Below are 19,721 nucleotides of genomic sequence, written 5' to 3' on the forward strand. Positions count from 1 at the left end.
GCCGTAGCCGGTCGGGTCGGGGTCGCGGGCGTGGAAGGTCCGCCACCGCGTCTCAGGCGTGGTGCTGGAGCCACTGTTCGTACGACGTGGTGCCGATGTGGGCCCCCGGCGGTGCGGTGACGGCGTCCTGCGGGACCTGGCCGAACAGTCCGGCGTTCTCGTCGACGATCACGTCACGGCCGTCGTCGTGGGCTCGGAGGGTGAGGCGGCCGAGCTCGTCGAGGGAGAAGACGTCCGGGCCCGCGACGTTGATGATGCCGTTCAGGGCGGCGGAGGTGGCGGCCTCGGCGAGCGTGTCGACCACGTCGTCGATGGCGACGGGCTGGATGCGGGTGGTGGGCAGCCGTACGGTGTCGCCCGAACTGGTCCAGGACATGATCGGCTCGACGAAGTCCATGAACTGCGTGGCCCGCACGATCGTGTACGGGACGGGCCCGGACTCGACCAGCTGCTCCTGCGTCAGCTTCGCCCGGTAGTAGTCCACGTCCGGCACCTGGTCGATACCGACGATGGACAGGAGCACCACGTTCTGGACCCCGGCCCGGTCCGCCGCGCGCAGCAGCGTCTCCGTCGTGGTGCGGAAGAACGGGACGGCGGCCTCGTCGAAGCTGGGCGCGTCGATGGTGTTGACGACGGCGTCGGCTCCGGCCAGCGCCTCCGGCACGCCCTGCCCGGTCAGCAGGTCGACTCCGGTGGAACGGTCGTGCGCGGTGATCTCGTTGCCGGTCGTCCGCAGCTTCTCCACCAGGCGCGATCCGACGAATCCGCCCGCTCCGATGACGGCGATCTTCATGTGAGGTCCTCTCCGGTCAGCGGCTCAGCGCGAGCGCGGCGGCCGCCACGGAGGTGAGACCGGCCGCCGCGCCCAGCGTGTATCCCACACAGCGCAGCCGCAACACGCGGTAGCGCTCCTCGTACTCGCCCCGCAGCGACCGGCAGCGGGCCGCGATGCGCTCCAGGTCCTGCCGGGCACGGCGCAGGCTGTCGGAGATGTGGAGCTGCTCGATCTCCTCGCGCTGCGCCGTGGTCAGCCAGTCCATGCGCTCCACGAACTCCCGCGCCCGCTGCTCGGCCACCGCGATGGTGGCCTGCCACAGCAGATACCCCTCGACCTCGTTGCCGAGTTCGGCGCCTTCGGCTTCCTGCCCCGGCACTCTGGTCATGGTGGTCTCCGGACTCAGTGCCCGATGGCGTACGCCTCGCGCTCCGCCCGCGCGATGTCCGGGTGGTGCAGGTCGAACGCCGGGGATTCGCTGCGGATGCGCGGCAGGGTGAGGAAGTTGTGCCGCGGCGGCGGGCAGGAGGTGGCCCACTCCAGCGAGCGGCCGTAGCCCCACGGGTCGTCGACCTTGACCGGCTTGCCGTACTTCGCGGTCTTCCACACGTTGTAGAGGAACGGGAGCATCGACAGGCCGAGCAGGAACGAGAAGATCGAGGAGACCGTGTTCAGGGCGGTGAAGCCGTCGGCCGACAGGTAGTCGGCGTACCGGCGCGGCATGCCCTCGGCGCCCAGCCAGTGCTGGACCAGGAAGGTGCCGTGGAAGCCGATGAACAGCGTCCAGAAGGTGATCTTGCCGAGCCGTTCGTCCAGCATCTTGCCGGTGAACTTGGGCCACCAGAAGTGGAAGCCCGCGAACATCGCGAAGACGACCGTACCGAACACCACGTAGTGGAAGTGCGCCACCACGAAGTACGAGTCCGAGACGTGGAAGTCCATCGGCGGCGAGGCCAGGATGACACCGGTCAGACCACCGAAGAGGAACGTCACGAGGAACCCGGTGACCCACAACATGGGTGTCTCGAAGGAGACCGATCCCTTCCACATGGTGCCGATCCAGTTGAAGAACTTCACACCGGTCGGGACCGCGATGAGGAACGTCATGAAGGAGAAGAACGGCAGCAACACACCACCGGTGACGTACATGTGGTGCGCCCACACCGTCACCGAGAGACCGGCGATGGCGATCGTGGCCGCGATCAGGCCCATGTAGCCGAAGATCGGCTTACGGGAGAACACCGGGATGATCTCGGTGACGATGCCGAAGAACGGGATCGCGATGATGTAAACCTCCGGATGGCCGAAGAACCAGAAGAGGTGTTGCCACAGCAAGGGCCCGCCGTTGGCGGCGTCGAAGACATGGGCGCCGAACTTGCGGTCCGCCTCCAGCGCCAGCAGCGCCGCCGCGAGCACGGGGAAGGCGAACAGGACCAGCACGCTGGTCAGCATCACGTTCCACACGAAGATCGGCATCCGGAACATCGTCATGCCGGGCGCGCGCATACAGATGATCGTGGTGATGAAGTTGACCGAACCGAGGATCGTGCCGAAACCGGAGAAGGCCAGACCCATGATCCACAGGTCGCCGCCGACACCGGGGGAGCGGATCGCGTCCGTCAGCGGGGAGTAGGCGAACCAGCCGAAGTCGGCCGCACCCTGCGGGGTGATGAAGCCGCTGACCGCGATGAGCGAGCCGAACAGGTAGAGCCAGTAGGCCAGCATGTTCAGCCGGGGGAACGCCACGTCGGGCGCGCCGATCTGCAGCGGCATGATCCAGTTCGTGAAGCCCGCGAACAGCGGGGTGGCGAACATCAGCAGCATCACGGTGCCGTGCATCGTGAACGCCTGGTTGAACTGCTCGTTGGAGATGATCTGCATGCCCGGGCGCGCCAATTCGGCACGCATGAGCAACGCCATGACGCCACCGAACAGGAAGAACCCGAACGACGTGGCCAGATAGAGCGTGCCGATCGTCTTGTGGTCGGTGGTCGTCAGCCACTTCACGACGACGTTTCCGGGCTGCCTGCGCTGGATGAGAAGCTCGTTCTCGCTCGAGTCCTCAGCCGCCGGCTCGGGCTGATTGATGATTGTCACAGGTCGCGCTTCTCCTGGTAATCGAGTTCCGCCCGCGCCGTGGCGTCAGTGACGGCCATCCTTGCTGCTCCGGCCGGACCCCGAATTGCTGAGCGGCCGACACGCCGCCGATCGGGGGGTTTTGACACTCGGGTGGAGTAACGGACGCGCTCGGTGCCGACGACAGCGGCGCACCCCGGTCGTCGCCGATCCCGTCCGGTCGTGGGGGAGGGGCTGTCGGCCCGTGTTCCTCGTTGACTACCGTACGGTCCGTCCCGTCCGCACCGGCCGGGGCGGGACGGAGGACATCTTGCCGAGCCTGACCCTGGGCCCCCTGCTGCGCTACGTCGACGACTCGTCCGCGACCGTCTGGGTCGAGACGAGCGGTCCGTGCACCGCGGAGGTGCGCTGCTCCGACGGCGCCAAGGGCGCCGCGCGCACCTTCCGGATAGCGGGCCACCACTACGCCCTGATACCGGTGACCGGTCTCACGCCGGGCACCGAGGCGGAGTACGAGGTGCTGCTGGAGAGCGAGTCCGTGTGGCCGCTGCCGGACTCGCCCTTCCCGCCGTCCCGCATCCGCGTACCCGGCGCCGAGGACGGTCTGAAGGTTGCCTTCGGCTCCTGTCGCTGGTCCGCGCCGCCCGCCGACGGCGGCCACGACCCGGCCGGTCCGGACGCCCTCGACACCCTCGCCACCCGGCTCGTCGCGGGCGGCGAACGCCCCGACGTCCTGCTGCTCCTCGGTGACCAGGTCTACGCCGACGAGACCTCCGAGGAGACCCAGAAGCGGATCGCCGCCCGCCGCGACCTGGACGAACCGCCCGGCTCCCAGGTGGCGGACTACGAGGAGTACACCGGGCTGTACCGCGAGTCCTGGCTCGACCCCGAGGTGCGCTGGCTGCTGTCCACCGTGCCGAGCTGCATGATCTTCGACGACCACGACGTCATCGACGACTGGAACACCTCCGCCTCCTGGCTGTCCGACATGCGGGCCACCCCCTGGTGGCGCGAGCGGCTGCTGAGCGGCCTGATGTCCTACTGGGTCTACCAGCACATCGGCAACCTCGCCCCGGACGACCTGGCCGCCGACCCGCTGTACACCGCCGTCACCTCCGCCGCCGACGGCACCGACGCGCTGCGCGCCTTCGCCGCGGAGGCCGACGCCGACCCGGCCTCGACCCGCTGGAGCTACCGCCGCGACTTCGGCCGGGTACGCGTGCTGATCGTGGACTCGCGGGCGGCGCGGGTGCTGGCCGAGGACGAGCGGGCGATGCTCGACCCGGAGGAGGAGCGCTGGCTGCGGGACCAAGCGCTCGCGGACCGGGGATCGGTCGACCACCTGCTGATCGGCACCTCGCTGCCCTGGCTGATGCCCCACCTCGTGCACGACGCCGAGGCGTGGGACGCGGCCCTGTGCCGGGGGGAGCGCGGCCCGCGCTGGGCCCGGTTCGGGGAGTGGCTGCGCCGGGCGGCGGACCTGGAGCACTGGGCGGCGTTCCCGGCCTCGTTCGCCGCGCTGGCGGACCTGATCGCCGAGGCCGGCTCGGGCCCCGGGGCGCCGGCGACGATCAGCGTCCTGTCCGGCGACGTCCACCACGCCTACGTCGCCGAGCCCGCCTGGCGGTCCGGGAAGGTCGACTCCCGCGTCACACAGCTCACCTGCTCGCCGGTGCACAACTCGGTGCCCCGGTCGATGCGGTTCGGCTTCCGCTTCGGCTGGAGCCGGACGGCACGCGCGCTGGGCCGCCTGCTGGCCCGGCACGGACGCTGCGCCCAACTCCCCGTCGTCTGGCGGCACACCGGTGGCCCCTGGTTCGGCAACCAGCTCATGACCCTGAACCTGAAGGGCCGTTCGGCCCGGCTGCTGCTGGAACAGGCGCGGTCCGCCGACGGTGAGCGGGCGCGCCTGGAGAAGGTGACGGAGCGCCAATTGACCTGATGTGAGGGTTCGTTATGGCCCTGCTCTCCCGAAGCTACGGCGACTGGCGGAGGTGAACAAGCTCCAGCGGTTGCGGGCGCTGGAGTTGCCGCCGGAGCTGTTCGGGGACGGGTGGCGGAGGCGGCGGTGGCGGAGCCGGGCGGCACGGATGCTCTCGCCGCTGCTGAACGCGCTGGGGCGGAAGCACCTGCTCCAGTCGAAATGTGCGAACACCGGCGTGTTCGAGTCCGGGCACGGCATCACACGGTGAAGACGCGTTCGACTTCGTCGCGCTGCGTGTGCAGGTCCCAGTAGAGGGGGGCGACCTCCTCGGCCGAGGCCGTCGGTACTCCGGGTGGGCCGCCCGTGCCGATCCACACGCCGATGGCGACGTGCGCGGCCTGGACGCCGGTGTCGGCCAGTTCCTTGTGCAGGCCGAGTACCCAGTTGCGCAGCGCGGCCTGGGCGGCGTTGAGGTTGCCGAGCATCGGAGTGGGGTCGACCGAACCGGCGCCGTTGGTGTAGAGCAGGGTGCCGGCGCCGGCCTCGCGCATTACCGGCAGCACGGCCCGTGTGGCGGCAATGGCCCCGTGGAGCAGGATGTCCATCGCCCACCGCACATCGGACGGGTTGGTCTTGGACGGAGCCGTGAGCGGCGTGGATTCGAGACTCCCGCCTGGGGAGTACTCCAGGACGTCGATGCCGCCGAAGCGGGTGGCGGCGTCCTTGAGCGCCTGGGTGAGTGCGTCATGGTCGAGTACGTCCGCGGGGAACGCGGCGGCGGTGATGCTTTCTGCGTCGAGCCGACCGGCCAGGTCGTCGAGCTTGTCGCGGTTGCGGGCGATGAGAGCGACGTCGAAGCCGTGGGAGCCGAAGGTACGGGCGATGGCCAGGCCCATACCGGGTCCGGCTCCGACGATGGCGATGCTGGGCACAGTGAATTCCTTTGCTGGGAAGCCGTCGGGAAAGGGGTGGATCAGGCGACGGTGAGCGCGGTCTTGCCGAGAGGAGCTGGCGCCGAACGCCTCGCATCGGCGGTGGCGCTCACGCGCGGGCGCAGTGCTACGGCCGCGATAAAGGCAGTGGGGTGGGCCGGGGGCACATGCCGTTGCCGGTGCCCTCACCGTCCGTAGTCGTCGACGAAATGGTTGTCGTGGGCTTCGTGAAGCCGGTTCAGGTCACGCTCGTTCACAGTGGTGAGCTGTGCGAAGTACTCCGCCCGCGGTACACCTGGCGAGAGTGCCATCAGGAGGGTGGCAGGTTCGGCGCGCTCCTTCCGGAGGGCGTGGACGTCACCCACCGCGGCATGCGCGGTGTCGCCGGGCAGCAGTGTTCGCCAGGCATGCCCATCGAAGTAGTCGACTTCACGGTCATGCCCCGAGTCTCGGTGCTTCGCCGTTCTACTCGCGCTCACTTCGGCGGTGGCCTAACAATGGTGGAGTGATCCGCTACCGATTGGGCGTTGGTGCTGCGAGCGTGCGGTGGGCGGTGTCGCCGATGCACGAAGTGGTCAGTCTGGCCCGGCTTTTGACCGAACCGCAGCGTCACCCGATGTTCCACCCGTGGCTTCGCCGTCGCCGCCACCGTCTCTCGCTCCCGGACTTGAGGGCGCTCACGGTCTTCATGGCCGATGGCGCGTATCGACCCGACTTCCTCGACCCGTCGCCGATGTCCAGTGAGCCGACGTTCGAGGAAGGTGTGGATGCCCTCCTCGCCGCGCCGGCGGACCAGACGTACGCCGAGCTGGTCGACGCTGCGAGGGGGCGCGGGGCAGAAATAGGCCGCCGATTGCTCGATGACCCCGACCGAGCCAGGTCCGAGGCCGCCGATGCGCTGCGCCGCCTCTGGAAGGCAGTTGTCGAACCGGAATGGCCGTCCATGCGGCAGGCGTTGCGTGCCGAGATGCTGGACCGGGCCCTCCAGGTCAACCGCGAGGGGTTGCGCGCAGTCCTTCCGCGCCTGCACCCTTCTGCTGCGTGCGAGGGCGACACCGTCACCGTCGAAAAGACCGTCGACATCGACGTCGACTGCCCCGAGGGACTCATTCTTGTTCCGTCGCTGTTCATCACCGACCGGATACAGTGCACCACCTCGGACCACTGGACACCGGCGATCTATTACCCGGCATCCGGGCGGTACCTATGGGCGACTCCTCCCACTCCGGGGTCGCTTGACCGGCTCCTGGGGATGACCCGATCGAGGATCCTGGCCGCGCTCGCCACTCCGCTGCAGACGACCGTTGTGGCCAGGCTGGTGAGCGTCACTCCCCCGACGGCCAGCGAACACCTGGCGATCCTGCGAGACGCCGGGTTGATCGACAGCAGCCGGGCCGGTCGCACGGCCACGCACGAGCTCACCGAGGCTGGGCGTGCTCTCCTTGACGCGGCCTCGCGGCGGTCATGACGGGTCGGGGAGCTGCTGATGGGCAGTCAAGCGCGGCGCCTACCGCAACCAACCCTGCGGGCGGCCCGCACGACGCCGTCGCCGACTGCGAGCCGAAGCCCGAACAGATGACCCCAGCCGTCCCCGCCGACCACTGATGATCTTCACCGGTATCCGTCACCGACGACATGCTCCACACCGTGCTCCGGCGCCGCGCGGGCGGCGAGTCCGTCGAGGAGATCCAGCCCGACCTGATCATCCCCACCGGCAAGCGCAAGAGACACACAATCCCTCAGTGGCCAGCATCTACCGGGCCCTCGTCAAACACGCCAAACGCGAGGCGCACCCCGAAGCCGTCGAACAGGCCCACGCCGACTTCGCCCCGCTGTCGGGGAGGACAGGGCCGTTACCGGCGTGCGCGGCGGATGCGGATGGGCCCGTGGGCCTCGGACTCCTTGACCGGCCGTCCGGACTGCGTCACCTCGACCTCTCCGGACGCGACCAGCCGCCAGGCCGCCCGGCGCGCCGCTTCCATCAGGTCGCGCCAGCCGTCGTCGTCACCCTCGTAGGCCGCGCGGGCGGCGTCGGACGGGCAGATCGAGGACGTCTCGGCACGCTGTTCCAGCAGGCTCATGATGGTCTGCTCGAGCCGCTGGTCCGTGTCCGTCACGGGACCAGTCTGGCACCGTCAGAGCCGGGTCGCCGTACGGATCAGACCGGCGAGCGCGACGGAACGGCTGTGCGCGGGCCAGGCGATGTGGGTGACGACCGGGGGCGCGTCGGTCAGCGGTACGGCGGCGTGCTCGGACCACAGCCAGGCGCGGGCGGACTCCGGGAAGACGGCCATGGTGCGGCCCAGCGCGATCAGTTGGGCCAACTGGGTCTGGTCGTGGATCTCGGGGCCCGGCCCCGGCGGGTACGTGCCGTCGCGGGGCCAGCGGGCGTGCGGCAGGCCGGGGACGTCGGTGATGTCGGCCAGGGTGAGGGTCGTGCGGGTGGCGAGCGGGTGCCCGGCGGGCAGCACGGCGATCTGGCCCTCGCGCATCAGCTCCTCGTGGTCGAACCCGGCGAGGGAGTTGAACGGGGCGTGCATGAGGGCCGCGTCGGCACGGCCGTCGCGCAGCATCTCCTCCTGCTCGCACATGCCGCTGGGCAGCACCTCGATCTCGGCGGCGCCGGGCTCGTCCGCGTACGCGGCGAGAAGCTTCTGGAGCAGGTCGTGGGCGGCGGCGGCCTTCACCGCCAGCACCAGACGGTCGCGGGAGCCGCCCGCACCGTCGGCGCCGCCCGCGCGACGGGTGCGGCGGGCGGCGGCGGTGGCCGCGTCGAGGGCCACGCGGCCCTCGTGCAGCAGCACCTCACCGGCGCCGGTCAGGGAGACGCCCCGGCGGTCGCGTGCCAGCAGGGAGACCTCGAGGCGCCGCTCCAGTTGTTGGATCGCCCGGGACAGCGGGGGCTGGGCCATGCCGAGGCGCTCGGCGGCGCGGCCGAAGTGCAGCTCCTCCGCCACCGCCATGAAATACCGCAGCTCACGGGTCTCCAGTGCCTCCATGACGCCAGCGTAGACCCGGTGATACCCGCCGGGTATCACAGCCCACCCCATTGGTGTTGGCACCACCCCCGGTCCACGAGCGAGCATCGAAACATGAACGAAACGAAGACCGCGCTGGTGACCGGCGCGAACAAGGGAATCGGATACGAGATCGCGGCCGGTCTCGGCGCCCTCGGCTACCGGGTGGGCGTCGGCGCCCGCGACGACGCGCGGCGCGAGGCGGCGGTCGAGAAGCTGCGGGCCGCCGGGGTGGACGCGTTCGGGGTGCCGCTGGACGTGACCGACGAGCGGAGCGTCACCGAGGCCGCGGCGCTGGTCGAGCAGCAGGCGGGAGGCTTGGACGTCCTGGTCAACAACGCGGGGATCTCGGGCGACTTGGGACCGGACTGGGTGCAGGACCCGACCACGATCGACCTCGACCTGATCCGCACCGTGGTCGACACCAACGTCCTCGGCGTCGTCCGGGTCACCAACGCGATGCTGCCCCTGCTGCGCCGTTCGTCCGCGCCGCGCGTCGTCAACGTCTCCAGCTCCGTCGGCTCCCTCGGCCGCCAGGCGGACCCGGACATCGAGGTCGGGCCCGTCATGGCGGCGTACGCGCCGTCGAAGACGTTCCTCAACGCCATGACCCTGCAGTACGCCCGGCAGCTCGCCGGTACCGGCATCCTGATCAACGCCATGTGCCCCGGCCTGGTGGCCACCGACTTCAACGACCACGCGGGCTCGCGCACCCCCGAGCAGGGCGCGGCCACCGCGATCCGGCTCGCCACCCTGCCCGACGACGGGCCCTCCGGGGCGTTCTACGAGGACGCGGGCGTCGTCCCCTGGTGAGGCGGGTCGGGGCGCCGATGGTGAGTCCGGTCAGGCCACCGTTGGTGAGCCGCGTCGGGCCGTCGATGGTGAGTCCTGTCGGGCCACCGTTGGTGAGCCCGCGTCAGGCCGCCGCGCCTCCGTCCACGACCAGGTCGGTGCCGACCACGGAGGCGGCGTCCGGCGAGGCCAGGTACAGCACCGCCGCCGCGATCTCGGCGGTGGAGGACACCCGCCCCAGCGGCGCCACGTCCTTCATCCGGGCCGCCCGGTCGGCGTCGCACTCGCCCGGCCTCCGTGACATCGCGGTGTCGGACGGGCCGGGGCTCACCGCGTTGATACGCACCCCGTCGCCGATGTGGTCCAGGGCGGCCGCGCGGGTCAGCGCGGAGACGGCCGCCTTGCTCGCGATGTACGCGGCCAGGCCCTTCGCGCGGCGGTGCGCGCCGAGGTTGGAGGCGATGTTGACGATCGCGCCGCCGCCGGGCTGCGTGCGCATCTGGGCGATCTCGGCCTGAAGACCGAACAGGACTCCGCTGACGTTGATGTCGAGCAGGGCCCGCCAGTCCTCCTCGGGGAGATCGGCCACGGGCGCACCACCCCGGAAGACGCCCGCGTTGTTGACCGCGACGTCGAGGCTGCCGAACTGGTCGACGGTGCGGCGGACCATTTCCCGGACCTCCGCGGAGCTGCTCACGTCGGCCGTGACCGCGGCAGCCTTGCCGCCCGCCGCCTCGATGAGCGTCACGGTCTCGTCGAGCGGGGCGGCGGTGCGACCGGCCGCGACCACCGAGGCCCCCTCGGCGGCGAAGGCGAGAGCGACGGCCCGGCCGATGCCGGAACCCGCGCCGGTGACGAGGACGGTCTTGCCGGTGAAGCGTGCGGTCACGGTGACGACTCCCATTATTGACTGTTCGTTCCATATTCGAGGCATAGCAGCGTTCGAGGCATGGCGGCCCGCCATCGACGAGGGGCGTGGCCACCCGCCCCCGCTCAGTCCAGCAGCCTCAGCGCCTGCTCGGCCGCGTCCATGACCCGCCCCGGATCGCTCGACGCCTTGCCGACCACCCGCAGGCCCTGCATCAGCACCAGCAGCATCCGGGCGAGGGCCCGCGGATCGTGCTCCGGGGGCAGCTCGCCCTGCGCGCGGGCTCGTACCAGCGCGGAGTGCAGCAGGGTCTCGACGTGGTCCCAGCTCGCCCCGACCCGGCCACGTGCGGCGGGGTCGTCGGCGCCCAGCTCGACCGCCGTGTTGGTGACGAAACACCCCTGGTCGCGCTGGACTTCGCTGCTCGCCTCGGTCGCGAAGCGCCGTACCACCGCGCGGACGACCGGCAGTGCGGGGCCCGGTCGGGACAGCTCGTGCAGGAGGGTCAGGTCGCGGTGTTCGTTGTAGCGGTCCAACGCCTTCAGGTACAGGTCGTGCTTGTTACCGAAGGTCGCGTAGATGCTGGCCCGGCCGATGCCGAGGTGTGCGACGAGGTCCGCCATCGAGGTCGCCTCGTAGCCGCGCCGCCAGAACAGTTCCAGGGCTGACTGCAGTGCCGCGTCCGGGTCGAATTCCTTGGTCCTGGCCATGGGGGAACCGTATCGATTCTTGATCGAGCGGTCCAGTAAGCCACTGACTCCTTGACCTGCTTTACCGACCGGTTGGTAAAGTCGCGTGATGGCGAAGAACGCGAAGCAGCGCATCCTCGACGGCGCTCTGAACCTGCTCCGGGTCGAGGGCGGTGGAGCGATCACCCTGGAGGCGGCGGCCAAGGAGGTCGGACTGTCCAAGCCGGGCCTGATGTACCACTTTCCGACCAAGGAAGCCCTGATGCTGGGGGTCATCGACCATGTCGCCGACCGCTGGGACAAGCTCCTGCTCGAACGGCTGGGCCGGCCCCTGGAGACCGCCACCCCGGCCCAGCGCGTCCGGGCCCATGTCGAAGTCGCGCTGGACGCCCCGTTCGACCGCGCGGACTTCGCCATCTACACCGACGCGCACTACCGCACCGCGCTGACCGACGCCTGGGTGCGCCGTATAGAGCCCTGGCTCACCCTGCCGGACGACCTGCCGGAACCGCTGCGGGCCCGGCTCACGGCGGCCCGGCTGCTGGCGGACGGGTACTGGATGGCCGCCGCCACCGGTGTCTTCCCCGTGCCCGAGCGCGACCGCGCCGAGCTGCTGACCGTCATCGCGGGGCTCCTGGGAGACGAGACGGCGTCATGAGGAAGTGGCTGCTGCTCGCCACGGCGATCCTGCTCGAAGTCACCGCCACCCTCTCCCTGCGCGGAGCCATCGACCACCAGGCGCTCTACGTCCTCGTGGCCGTCGGCTACCTCGGCTCCTTCACCGCCCTGGCCCTCGTGCTGCGCGCGGGACTGGCCCTCGGCGTCGCCTATGGCATCTGGGGCGCCTGCGGTGTCGCCCTCACCGCGGTCCTGGCCACCCTCTTCTTCGGGGACCCCTTCAGCGCGGTCATGGGTGTCGGCATCGCCCTGGTCATCGCCGGGGTGCTCTGTGTCGAACTCGGCGCACAGGCCGCCCGGCCGAGCCGGTCCGGCGAGGAAGGGGCACCCTCGTGATCTGGGTCTTCCTCAGCACGGCCATCCTTGTCGAGGTCGGGGCCACCCTGTGTCTGGGGATGGCCTCCCGAGGCGCGGGCAAGAAGTGGCTCGCCGGTGCCGTGGTGGGGTATCCGGCCGCGTTCACCGCCCTCACCCTGGCCCTGGACGGCGGCATGGCGCTCGGCGTCGCCTACGGCATCTGGGCCGCCGCCGGTGTCGCGCTCACCGCCATCGCCTCCCGCGCCTTCTTCGGCGAACCCCTCACCAGGGTCATGGGTGCCGGTATCGGCCTCATCGCCGTCGGGGTGCTGTGCATCGAACTCGGCGCCGGGCACTGACCTGCCCTCCGGGGCCGCGACCGAGCAGGGCGCGGCTCGACGAGTTCGCGGTGTGACGCCAGGTCCGCTTCCCGCCAGCCCCCGGCGCCGGTGACGACGATGCTCGACCGCATGAACAGATTCGAAGGAAACGTCGCCCTGATCACGGGTGGCAGCCGGGGCATCGGCGCCGCCGTGGCGTTACGGCTGGCCGAAGAGGGCGCCGATGTCGTGCTGACGTACGAGAGTCGTACGGATCTCGCCGAACAGGTGGTGGAGAAGGTCGAGGCCATGGGGCGCCGGGCGCTGGCCGTCCAGGCCGACAGCGCCGTCCCCGAGGCGGTCACCGCGGCGGTGGAGGAGGCCGCCGCCACGTTCGGCCGGATCGACATCCTGGTGAACAACGCCGCCGTCTTCGTGGTGGGCCCGCTGGATGGCATGAGCCCGGCGGAGATCGACCGCACCCTGGCGGTGAACGTCCGGGCGCCGTTCGTCGCGTCCCAGGCGGCCGCGCGCCACATGGGCCCCGGCGGCCGCATCATCAGCGTCGGCAGCAACGTCGCCGACCGCGCCCCCTTCCCCGGACTCGCGCTGTACTCGATGAGCAAGACGGCGCTCGCCGGGATGACCAAGGGGCTGGCCCGCGAACTCGGGCCGCGCGGGATCACCGTCAACCTGGTGCACCCCGGCCCCACCGACACGGACACCAACCCCGCCGACGGGCCGAACGCCGAGGCGATCACCGGCCTCACGGCGGTGGGCCGTTACGCGGAAGCCGCCGAGATCGCAGCGACGATCGCCCATCTGGCGAGCCCGGACGGGGCGTACATCACCGGAGCCTCGATCCACGTGGACGGTGGCTTCACCGCCTGAGCCGCGCGGGGGAGAGGGCGCCGGAGATGCAGCCCGGCGCCCCCTTCGGAAGACTGAGGCGCATGGACGTGACCTTCACCACGTCGGCGTACCCGCCGCTGGCGCTCGGCTTCTTCGGACTCGGCACCGGCTATCTGATCTGGGGCATCCAGGAGCTGCTGGGGTGGCCGCCGCGGAGCGAGGCGGTGGACCGGGCGCTCGGTACCTGGGCCATCTGGATGCCGGGGTTCTGCCAGTTCGTCACCGGCATCATCCTCGCGGTCGGACTGACCTGGTTCGAGGTGTTCCGGGAACCGCCGCTGTACATGGCCTCGCTCGCCTTCTCCGCGTACGGCATCCACTGGTTCGCCCTCGGCTGGGACCGCTACCGGGGCAACGATCCGCGCGTGAACGTCGGGTTCTCACTGTCCTTCATGGTGCTCGGCGCGCTCGGCATCCTGGTGTTCTTCGCGGCGCACTCCTGGCCGGTCGGGGTGCTCTTCATCGGTCTCTTCCTCGTCTACGCGACCAAGTTCGTCACCTTCGTCGGCGTCCCCGCGCTGGAACGCCTCATGGGCCTGTTCCGCATCCTGACGGCCCTCTGGTGCATGTACCTGACCTTCGCGGTCGTGGTCGACTTCTCCCTCGGCTACACCTGGCCCGCCTGACCGGCCCCCGGTCGTCCCGGTGGCTCCGGCCGTCCTCGGATTCAGCCATTCCGTATCCCTCCCCGCCCTCGCCCCGCCTCGTACGACGGGTGCCCGCCCCGAGCCGGTGACGCGCCTCGCCCCCTGCGGCCGGTGCGTCCGGAGGGGCGGCCAGCAGGTGTGACACGTGTCGGACGGGTCGCGACGCCCGGCCGTTCCGTTTCCATCCGAACGAATGGCCGATTCCCTGCGCCGGGCCCAGGACGGTAGTGCTCGCGGGGCATCTCCGGGTACTCGCGCCGCATCCCAAGTCCCGTACAAGGAGCGGGACTTGACGTACTAACGAGAGGGAGTCGAACGATGAACCGCAAGCTCTTCAGGACCGCGCTGCCGCTGATGGGTGCCGTCGCGCTCGCCGCCGTCCCGGCGGTGACCGCGCAGGCCGCGCCCGCGCAGGCGGCGCCCTGTGTCCAGAAGGTCGCGGTGGTGAACAACTCGGGGTTCGTGCTCTCCTGGGCCGCGAGCACCCGTACCGGGGAGCAGTCGCCGTCGACCGACGCGTACCCCGTGAACCAGACCCGGACCATCGACCTGACGACCACGTCGTTCCCGGAGGGCACCGACCTGCGCCCGTACGTCGACGCCGTCGCGGGCACCAAGAACTACGGCAACCGGTACGTCTCGTACTGCGACAACGGGCAGACGGCGACGTACTCCGTCACCGGCACCACGCTCGACTACTCGGTCACGCTGCTCGACTGACAGCGCGCACCCGGGGGCCGCGTCCGACGGGCGCGGCCCCTCCGCGTGCGCGCTGCATCCGGGGGCGCGCGGAGGGCCGAAGCACAGGTGACGGCTTCGGAGCAGGAGGTGCCCGCCATGAAGGAAGTCCGCCTGTCTCCGCACGAGAAGCGCGTCCTGGCCGAGATGGAGCGGGCGCTCAGCCGCGACCCGGCGCTCGCCCGGCGGCTCGCGGAGATACGGGTCATGCGCCCCGGCGCGACGGCCGCCCCGCACGGAAGGCCGCACACCCTCGCCATCGCGGTGATCGCCTTCGCCGTCGTCTCCCTCACCCTGCTCGCCGTCGCCGTCGCCTACGCGCACCCGGTCCTGCTCTGGGTCTTCGCGGCCACCTGGCTGCTGACCCTGGCCGGCCTGATCCGGCTGACCCTGCGCTGGAGCCGGGGGTGGAGGTCGGCGCCGCCCGCCATCGAGTGAGGTGCCACCCCCTCGAGGCGTCCGTATCGTCCACACCTGCGTGTCCCTTCGACCTGCGGGAAGGAGAGAGGTCGACCCAGGGAGGCAAATGTGGCGCGCGACAGGATCGGACTGGCCGAAGTACTCGAGGCGGCGGAGGCCGCGGCTCCCGTCGCCTCACTCGACGTGGTCGCCCGCAATCTGTGCGACCGGTTCGGCGCGCAGTCCGTGTCGCTCCTGTTCGTCGACGTCGTCGGGCGGCGTGTGGTCAGGGTCACCGAGGAGTCGGCCATCCAGCGGGGACACCGCGCCGACCAGATCCCCCTGGCCGGAAGCATCTACGACGAGGTCCTGCGCACCCAGAAACCGGCGCGGGCGGTCGACGACGGGCAGGGACAGCGGGTCGTCGCCCCGGTCACCAACCGCGGCGACACCATCGGGGTACTGGAGCTGTGGCTGCCCGACGTCACCGAGGACGTGTTGGAGCAGGTCGAGGAGGCGGCACACGCGCTGGCGTACATCGTCGTCACCGACCGCCGCTTCACCGACCTGTACCACTGGGGGCAGCGCACCACCCCGGTGAGCCTGGCCGCGGAGATCCAGCGCCAGCTGCTGCCCTCCGCCCCCTCCTGCGAGGCCGCCGAGTTCGCCCTCGCCGGTGCGCTGGTCCCGGCCGACAGCAGCGCCGGTGACACCTTCGACTACACCCTCGACCAGGACACCCTGCACCTGTCCATCACCGACGCGATGGGCCACGACGTCGACGCCGCCCTCATGGCCACCCTCCTGGTCAACGCCTCCCGCGGCGCCCGCCGCGCCGGGGCCGGTCTCGCCGAGCAGGCCCAGCGCATCCACCAGGCCCTGCTCGACCACGGACGGCGGACCTTCGCCACCGGCCAACTCCTGCGCATCGCCCTCGACGGAAGCCGCGCCCAGCTCGTCAACGCCGGGCACCTCTGGCCGCTGCGGCTGCGCGACGGCGAGGTCACCCCGGTCAGGCTGAACGTCAACCTGCCGTTCGGGGTGACCGGCCGACGCGGCCCGTACGAGGTGCAGGACCTCGATCTGCGGCCCGGCGACCGCCTCCTCCTCCACACCGACGGCACGCAGGAACGCCGGGCGGCATCCGTCGACCTGCCCGGGCTCCTCCGCGACACCGCCACGGAGCATCCGCGCGAGGTCGTCCGCGTCCTGGTCGCCGCGGTCCTCGCGGCCGGGGGCGACAGCCTCGACGACGACGCCACCGTGCTCTGCCTGGACTGGCACGGCCCCACCACCGACGACCGCCGGTCCAACGCGGGCGCGGACGTCCGTCCCGGTCAGGATGGCGCGCCGGGCTGGTGATGCCCGGTACCGGCGGCGGTTTCCTCCGTGGCCGACCATGACGCCAGCAGCCGTAGTCCTTCCTCCGACGGGGAGCCCGGCTCGGCCGTGTAGACGGTGAGGGTGAGGTCCGGTTCCGCGGTCAGCCGCAGGCCCTCGTAGGCGAGGGTGAGGGGGCCGACGGTGGGGTGGTGGAAGCGTTTGGTGCCGGTGCCGTGGTGGCGGACGTCGTGGGCGGCCCAGCGGGAGCGGAACTCCTCGCTACGGGTGGAGAGTTCGCCGACGAGGTCGTGCAGGTCCCGGTCGTACGGGTCGCGGCCCGCCTCGGTGCGCAGGATGGCGACGCAGATGTCGGCGAAGGTGTCCCAGTCCGGGTAGAAGCGCCGGGAGGCCGGATCGAGGAAGTTGAACCGGGCGAGGTTCGGCTGCTCGGTGCCGGTGAAGAGGTCGCTGTAGAAGGCGCGGGCCAAGTCGTTGGCCGCGACCACGTCCATCCGGGCGTTGCGGACGAAGGCGGGGCCCGCCGTGATCGCGTCCAGCGTCCACTGCAGGCTGCGGTGCGGGGTCCACCGTGCCTTGCCGTGTCTCCGGCGCGGCCGGGTGAGGGCGTCGGAGCCGTCGGCGGCCTGGGCCAGGTGCAGCAGGTGGGCGCGCTCGGCGTCGTCCAGCTGGAGGGCGCGGGCCACGGACTCCAGGACGGCCGGTGAGACCCCGGCGAGGTTTCCGCGTTCGAGCTTGGCGTAGTACTCGACGCTGACGTCCGCCAGCGCCGCCACCTCGCTGCGGCGCAGGCCGGGCACGCGGCGCCGGGGCCCGGCGGGCAGTCCGGCCCGCCCGGGGGTGATCTTCGCTCGCCGCGAGGTCAGGAACTCGCGGACCTCGTCACGGTTGTCCATCCCTCGACGGTACGTCCCTCCCGCCACGGGAGGGGTGTACCGCTGGTACACCCCTCGACGGTGCCTCGCTGCCCACGCGGAACAGCGGTTACCTGGATACGGAAGCAACCGCACCGACCCCAAGGAGCCCGTCATGCGCGGAGCAGTGATCCACGCCCCCGGCGATGTGCGCCTCGAGACGCTCGACGACCCGAAGATCCTCCGGCCGACCGACGCGATCATCCGTACGGTCGTCACCTGTGTCTGCGGCTCGGACCTGTGGCCGTACCGGGGTCTGGAGCCGCTCGGGGACCCGCATCCGATGGGTCACGAGTACGTGGGGGTGGTGGAGGAGGTCGGCGGCGAGGTCACCTCCGTCCGGCCGGGACAGCTCGTCGTGGGCTCCTTCGCCACCTCGGACAACACCTGCGCGAACTGCCGCAACGGCTGGCAGTCCAGCTGTCTGCACCGGGAGTTCATGAGCACCTGCCAGGCCGACCTCGTACGCGTCCCGAACGCGGACGGCACCCTCGTCGCCACCGAGGAGATCCCGGGCGACGAGTTCCTGCCCGGTCTGCTCGCCGTCTCCGACGTGATGGGCACCGGCTGGTACGCCGCCCTGGCCGCCGAGGTCCGGCCCGGCTCCACCGCGGTGGTCGTCGGGGACGGCGCGGTCGGGCTGTGCGGGGTGATCGCGGCCAAGGAGCAGGGCGCGGAGCGGATCATCGCGATGAGCCGGCACGAGCCCCGGCGGAAACTCGCCCTGGAGTTCGGCGCGACCGACATCGTCACCGAGCGCGGAGAGGAGGGCGTCGCCCGGATCAAGGACCTCACCGACGGGATCGGCGCCGACTCGGTCCTGGAGTGCGTCGGCACCGCCGAGTCCATGCGACAGGCGCTGCACTCGGCCCGGCCCGGCGGGAACGTCGGCTTCGTCGGCGTCCCGCACGACGTCACGATCGACGCCCAGGAACTCTTCTTCTCCCACGTCGGCCTGCGTGGCGGCCCCGCCCCCGTCCGCCGCTACCTGCCCGAACTGATCGACCTCGTCCTGTCGGGCCGCATCGATCCGGGCAGGGTCTTCGACCTGACACTGCCGCTGGACCAGGTGGCGGAGGGGTACCGGGCGATGGACGAGCGGCGCGCGATCAAGACGCTGCTGCAGCCCTGAAAGCTTTGAATCTTCCGGAGGACGCATCATGACCACATTCGCCGTCGTCGGGGCGGGCCCCGGACTGGGGCTCGCCGCCGCCCGCCGCTTCGGCGCCGCCGGACACGACGTCGCCCTGATCGCCCGCGACGCGGACCACTTGGCGAGCCTGGTGGAGGAACTGGGCCGCGACGGCGTCCGGGCCCGCGGTCACACCGCCGACGTACTCGACCCCGCCTCGCTCGCCGCCGCCCTGACGGCCGCCGCCGAGGAACTGGGGCCGATCGAGATCCTCCAGTACAGCCCGGTGCCCCGCGCCGACTTCATGAAGCCGGTCCTCGACACGGACGCCGCCGACCTCGACGCCCCGCTGGCGTTCTCCGTGAAGGGCCCGGTCACCTGCGTCCGGACCGTCCTGCCGGGGATGCGGACGCTGGGCCGGGGCACGCTGCTGTTCGTCAACGGCGGCACCGCCGTCCGCCCCCACCCCGAGCGGGCCGGTACGTCGATCGCCTTCGCCGCCGAGAGTGCCTACGCGCGGCTGCTCCATGACGCGCTGGCCGGGGAGAACATCCACGCGGCCCAGCTCATCGTGCCGGGCGCGATCCGCCCCGGCGCCGAGCACAGCAGCCCCGAGGTCCTGGCGGAACGCCTCTACACCCTCCACACCGAGCGGACCGGTTTCCGGCACTACGCCGAACCGATGCCCGACCAGCCCTCCGTACGACAGAGTTGAGAGACACCGTGGAATTCGTCCAGCGACAGCCCACCAGCAAGGCCCCGGCCGAGTGGTTCACCGGCGACGTGTGGTGGGACGTCATCGTCGCCGGCCAGGAGCCCTCCCGGCTGCGCGCCAACCTCGTCCGCTTCGCACCGGGCGCCCGCACCCACTGGCACTCCCACGCCCTCGGCCAGACCCTCCACGTCATCTCCGGCGTGGCCCTGATCGGCACCCGGGACGGCACCGTCCTGGAAGCCCACCAGGGCGAGACGGTCACCTGCCCGCCCGACGAGCAGCACTGGCACGGCGCGACTCCCGACCACTTCATGGAACACATCGCCCTGTGGGAGGGGCGGGACGGGGGCGCGCCGGAGACCACCTGGGCGGAGGGAGTCACCGCGGAGCAGTACGGCGGGGCTCGTGTGAGGGGGCGGTAGTCGAATTCGAGATGTCGCACGCGAATGCAATGTCAAAAGTGCGCTTCAGGTTGCATGTGCGGCTGGTGGTGCTGGTTGGCATGGCATATGCGGTGGACTTGCGGTGTGGCATCGGTCACACCGGAAGCCGTTG

Annotated in this window: 25 protein-coding genes; 15 read left to right on the top strand and 10 right to left on the bottom strand. The window is 71.0% G+C overall.

Going from position 1 to position 19,721, the window contains the following annotated elements; translation table 11 throughout:
- Window positions 1-52 precede the first annotated feature (52 nt).
- From ACIPPM_RS03780 to ctaD, 3 genes are read right to left on the bottom strand one after another with little or no spacing between them, the layout of a single operon-like run.
- Window positions 53-793: an SDR family oxidoreductase gene (locus ACIPPM_RS03780; protein ID WP_401442507.1), complete on the bottom strand. Its 741-nt coding sequence runs from the start codon at window positions 791-793 to the stop codon at window positions 53-55.
- A 16-nt stretch (window positions 794-809) separates the two neighbouring features.
- Entirely contained in the window at window positions 810-1,163 is a 354-nt protein-coding gene (locus tag ACIPPM_RS03785; protein ID WP_401442510.1) for a cytochrome C oxidase subunit I, read from the bottom strand.
- Window positions 1,164-1,177: 14 nt separating this feature from the next.
- On the bottom strand, window positions 1,178-2,872 hold the full coding sequence (gene ctaD / locus ACIPPM_RS03790; protein WP_401442512.1) for a cytochrome c oxidase subunit I: 1,695 nt from the start codon (window positions 2,870-2,872) through the stop codon (window positions 1,178-1,180).
- Between the two features lie 289 nt (window positions 2,873-3,161).
- Between ctaD and ACIPPM_RS03795 the strand changes: the two genes are divergently transcribed.
- A complete protein-coding gene (locus ACIPPM_RS03795) occupies window positions 3,162-4,793 on the top strand; it encodes an alkaline phosphatase D family protein (protein WP_401442515.1) in 1,632 nt (543 codons plus the stop codon).
- Between the two features lie 52 nt (window positions 4,794-4,845).
- A complete protein-coding gene (locus ACIPPM_RS03800; RefSeq protein ID WP_401442518.1) occupies window positions 4,846-5,043 on the top strand; it encodes a hypothetical protein in 198 nt (65 codons plus the stop codon).
- Here ACIPPM_RS03800 and ACIPPM_RS03805 read toward each other — a convergent pair.
- Window positions 5,033-5,707 (bottom strand): SDR family NAD(P)-dependent oxidoreductase, encoded by a 675-nt coding sequence (locus ACIPPM_RS03805; protein WP_401442521.1) that lies wholly within the window; start codon window positions 5,705-5,707, stop codon window positions 5,033-5,035. The genes ACIPPM_RS03800 and ACIPPM_RS03805 overlap by 11 nt on opposite strands.
- Before the next feature lie 185 nt (window positions 5,708-5,892).
- Window positions 5,893-6,186, bottom strand: a complete 294-nt coding sequence (locus tag ACIPPM_RS03810; protein WP_401442523.1) for a hypothetical protein — start codon at window positions 6,184-6,186, stop codon at window positions 5,893-5,895.
- A gap of 26 nt (window positions 6,187-6,212) precedes the next feature.
- Here ACIPPM_RS03810 and ACIPPM_RS03815 point away from each other — a divergent pair, with 26 nt between their 5' ends.
- A complete protein-coding gene (locus ACIPPM_RS03815; protein ID WP_401442525.1) occupies window positions 6,213-7,175 on the top strand; it encodes a DUF5937 family protein in 963 nt (320 codons plus the stop codon).
- Between the two features lie 385 nt (window positions 7,176-7,560).
- On the opposite strand, the gene ACIPPM_RS03820 is transcribed toward ACIPPM_RS03815, so the two are convergent.
- Both ACIPPM_RS03820 and ACIPPM_RS03825 read right to left on the bottom strand, forming a co-directional pair.
- A complete protein-coding gene (locus tag ACIPPM_RS03820) occupies window positions 7,561-7,788 on the bottom strand; it encodes a DUF3253 domain-containing protein (protein WP_401444175.1) in 228 nt (75 codons plus the stop codon).
- A 54-nt stretch (window positions 7,789-7,842) separates the two neighbouring features.
- Window positions 7,843-8,706: a LysR family transcriptional regulator gene (locus ACIPPM_RS03825; protein WP_401442527.1), complete on the bottom strand. Its 864-nt coding sequence runs from the start codon at window positions 8,704-8,706 to the stop codon at window positions 7,843-7,845.
- Between the two features lie 93 nt (window positions 8,707-8,799).
- Here ACIPPM_RS03825 and ACIPPM_RS03830 point away from each other — a divergent pair, with 93 nt between their 5' ends.
- The gene (locus ACIPPM_RS03830; RefSeq protein ID WP_401442529.1) at window positions 8,800-9,537 is read left to right on the top strand and encodes an SDR family NAD(P)-dependent oxidoreductase; all 738 of its coding nucleotides are present in this window, start codon (window positions 8,800-8,802) and stop codon (window positions 9,535-9,537) included.
- A 103-nt stretch (window positions 9,538-9,640) separates the two neighbouring features.
- On the opposite strand, the gene ACIPPM_RS03835 is transcribed toward ACIPPM_RS03830, so the two are convergent.
- Together ACIPPM_RS03835 and ACIPPM_RS03840 are read right to left on the bottom strand one after the other, a co-directional pair.
- Complete coding sequence (locus ACIPPM_RS03835; protein WP_401442532.1) at window positions 9,641-10,405, bottom strand: SDR family NAD(P)-dependent oxidoreductase; 765 nt, start codon at window positions 10,403-10,405, stop codon at window positions 9,641-9,643.
- Between the two features lie 104 nt (window positions 10,406-10,509).
- A complete protein-coding gene (locus ACIPPM_RS03840; protein WP_401442535.1) occupies window positions 10,510-11,094 on the bottom strand; it encodes a TetR/AcrR family transcriptional regulator in 585 nt (194 codons plus the stop codon).
- 88 nt (window positions 11,095-11,182) lie between these two features.
- Between ACIPPM_RS03840 and ACIPPM_RS03845 the strand changes: the two genes are divergently transcribed.
- The 8 genes from ACIPPM_RS03845 to ACIPPM_RS03880 all read left to right on the top strand — a co-directional run bounded on the left by ACIPPM_RS03845 (window position 11,183) and on the right by ACIPPM_RS03880 (window position 16,426).
- On the top strand, window positions 11,183-11,731 hold the full coding sequence (locus tag ACIPPM_RS03845) for a TetR/AcrR family transcriptional regulator (RefSeq protein WP_401442537.1): 549 nt from the start codon (window positions 11,183-11,185) through the stop codon (window positions 11,729-11,731).
- Entirely contained in the window at window positions 11,728-12,087 is a 360-nt protein-coding gene (locus ACIPPM_RS03850; protein ID WP_401442540.1) for a DMT family transporter, read from the top strand. Before ACIPPM_RS03845 ends, ACIPPM_RS03850 begins: the two co-directional genes overlap by 4 nt.
- Window positions 12,084-12,407 (top strand): DMT family transporter, encoded by a 324-nt coding sequence (locus ACIPPM_RS03855; RefSeq protein ID WP_401442542.1) that lies wholly within the window; start codon window positions 12,084-12,086, stop codon window positions 12,405-12,407. The genes ACIPPM_RS03850 and ACIPPM_RS03855 overlap by 4 nt, the downstream gene beginning before the upstream one ends.
- Before the next feature lie 111 nt (window positions 12,408-12,518).
- Window positions 12,519-13,259: an SDR family oxidoreductase gene (locus ACIPPM_RS03860; RefSeq protein ID WP_401442545.1), complete on the top strand. Its 741-nt coding sequence runs from the start codon at window positions 12,519-12,521 to the stop codon at window positions 13,257-13,259.
- Window positions 13,260-13,321: 62 nt separating this feature from the next.
- Complete coding sequence (locus ACIPPM_RS03865; RefSeq protein WP_401442548.1) at window positions 13,322-13,906, top strand: hypothetical protein; 585 nt, start codon at window positions 13,322-13,324, stop codon at window positions 13,904-13,906.
- Between the two features lie 339 nt (window positions 13,907-14,245).
- Window positions 14,246-14,647, top strand: coding sequence for a hypothetical protein (locus ACIPPM_RS03870; RefSeq protein WP_381138857.1), 402 nt, complete (start codon window positions 14,246-14,248; stop codon window positions 14,645-14,647).
- Between the two features lie 117 nt (window positions 14,648-14,764).
- On the top strand, window positions 14,765-15,103 hold the full coding sequence (locus ACIPPM_RS03875) for a DUF3040 domain-containing protein (RefSeq protein WP_401442551.1): 339 nt from the start codon (window positions 14,765-14,767) through the stop codon (window positions 15,101-15,103).
- Between the two features lie 90 nt (window positions 15,104-15,193).
- The gene (locus tag ACIPPM_RS03880; RefSeq protein WP_401442554.1) at window positions 15,194-16,426 is read left to right on the top strand and encodes a PP2C family protein-serine/threonine phosphatase; all 1,233 of its coding nucleotides are present in this window, start codon (window positions 15,194-15,196) and stop codon (window positions 16,424-16,426) included.
- Here ACIPPM_RS03880 and ACIPPM_RS03885 read toward each other — a convergent pair.
- The gene (locus ACIPPM_RS03885; RefSeq protein ID WP_401442556.1) at window positions 16,402-17,301 is read right to left on the bottom strand and encodes a helix-turn-helix transcriptional regulator; all 900 of its coding nucleotides are present in this window, start codon (window positions 17,299-17,301) and stop codon (window positions 16,402-16,404) included. The two genes, ACIPPM_RS03880 and ACIPPM_RS03885, sit on opposite strands and share 25 nt — an antisense overlap.
- 133 nt (window positions 17,302-17,434) lie before the next feature.
- Between ACIPPM_RS03885 and ACIPPM_RS03890 the strand changes: the two genes are divergently transcribed.
- From ACIPPM_RS03890 to ACIPPM_RS03900, 3 genes are read left to right on the top strand one after another with little or no spacing between them, the layout of a single operon-like run.
- Window positions 17,435-18,451 carry a zinc-dependent alcohol dehydrogenase family protein gene (locus ACIPPM_RS03890; protein WP_401442559.1) on the top strand — a complete coding sequence of 339 codons (1,017 nt, stop codon included), beginning with the start codon at window positions 17,435-17,437 and terminating at the stop codon, window positions 18,449-18,451.
- 28 nt (window positions 18,452-18,479) lie between these two features.
- Window positions 18,480-19,166 (top strand): SDR family NAD(P)-dependent oxidoreductase, encoded by a 687-nt coding sequence (locus tag ACIPPM_RS03895; RefSeq protein ID WP_401442561.1) that lies wholly within the window; start codon window positions 18,480-18,482, stop codon window positions 19,164-19,166.
- A gap of 8 nt (window positions 19,167-19,174) precedes the next feature.
- On the top strand, window positions 19,175-19,588 hold the full coding sequence (locus ACIPPM_RS03900) for a cupin domain-containing protein (protein WP_401442564.1): 414 nt from the start codon (window positions 19,175-19,177) through the stop codon (window positions 19,586-19,588).
- The last annotated feature ends 133 nt before the right edge of the window (window positions 19,589-19,721 follow it).

The organism is Streptomyces sp. NPDC090119, assembly GCF_044747085.1.
Taxonomy (GTDB): Bacteria; Actinomycetota; Actinomycetes; order Streptomycetales; family Streptomycetaceae; genus Streptomyces.

Bases quoted from the DNA above. Each gene is read 5' to 3' on its own strand.
- ACIPPM_RS03870 (WP_381138857.1), top strand. From the start codon at position 14,246: ATGAACCGCAAGCTCTTCAGGACCGCGCTGCCGCTGATGGGTGCCGTC.
- ACIPPM_RS03825 (WP_401442527.1), bottom strand. From the start codon at position 8,706: ATGGAGGCACTGGAGACCCGTGAGCTGCGGTATTTCATGGCGGTGGCG.
- ACIPPM_RS03865 (WP_401442548.1), top strand. From the start codon at position 13,322: ATGGACGTGACCTTCACCACGTCGGCGTACCCGCCGCTGGCGCTCGGC.
- ACIPPM_RS03850 (WP_401442540.1), top strand. From the start codon at position 11,728: ATGAGGAAGTGGCTGCTGCTCGCCACGGCGATCCTGCTCGAAGTCACC.
- ACIPPM_RS03875 (WP_401442551.1), top strand. From the start codon at position 14,765: ATGAAGGAAGTCCGCCTGTCTCCGCACGAGAAGCGCGTCCTGGCCGAG.
- ACIPPM_RS03820 (WP_401444175.1), bottom strand. From the start codon at position 7,788: ATGAGCCTGCTGGAACAGCGTGCCGAGACGTCCTCGATCTGCCCGTCC.
- ACIPPM_RS03890 (WP_401442559.1), top strand. From the start codon at position 17,435: ATGCGCGGAGCAGTGATCCACGCCCCCGGCGATGTGCGCCTCGAGACG.
- ACIPPM_RS03830 (WP_401442529.1), top strand. From the start codon at position 8,800: ATGAACGAAACGAAGACCGCGCTGGTGACCGGCGCGAACAAGGGAATC.
- ACIPPM_RS03780 (WP_401442507.1), bottom strand. From the start codon at position 793: ATGAAGATCGCCGTCATCGGAGCGGGCGGATTCGTCGGATCGCGCCTG.
- ACIPPM_RS03845 (WP_401442537.1), top strand. From the start codon at position 11,183: ATGGCGAAGAACGCGAAGCAGCGCATCCTCGACGGCGCTCTGAACCTG.
- ACIPPM_RS03895 (WP_401442561.1), top strand. From the start codon at position 18,480: ATGACCACATTCGCCGTCGTCGGGGCGGGCCCCGGACTGGGGCTCGCC.
- ACIPPM_RS03785 (WP_401442510.1), bottom strand. From the start codon at position 1,163: ATGACCAGAGTGCCGGGGCAGGAAGCCGAAGGCGCCGAACTCGGCAAC.
- ACIPPM_RS03860 (WP_401442545.1), top strand. From the start codon at position 12,519: ATGAACAGATTCGAAGGAAACGTCGCCCTGATCACGGGTGGCAGCCGG.
- ACIPPM_RS03885 (WP_401442556.1), bottom strand. From the start codon at position 17,301: ATGGACAACCGTGACGAGGTCCGCGAGTTCCTGACCTCGCGGCGAGCG.
- ACIPPM_RS03840 (WP_401442535.1), bottom strand. From the start codon at position 11,094: ATGGCCAGGACCAAGGAATTCGACCCGGACGCGGCACTGCAGTCAGCC.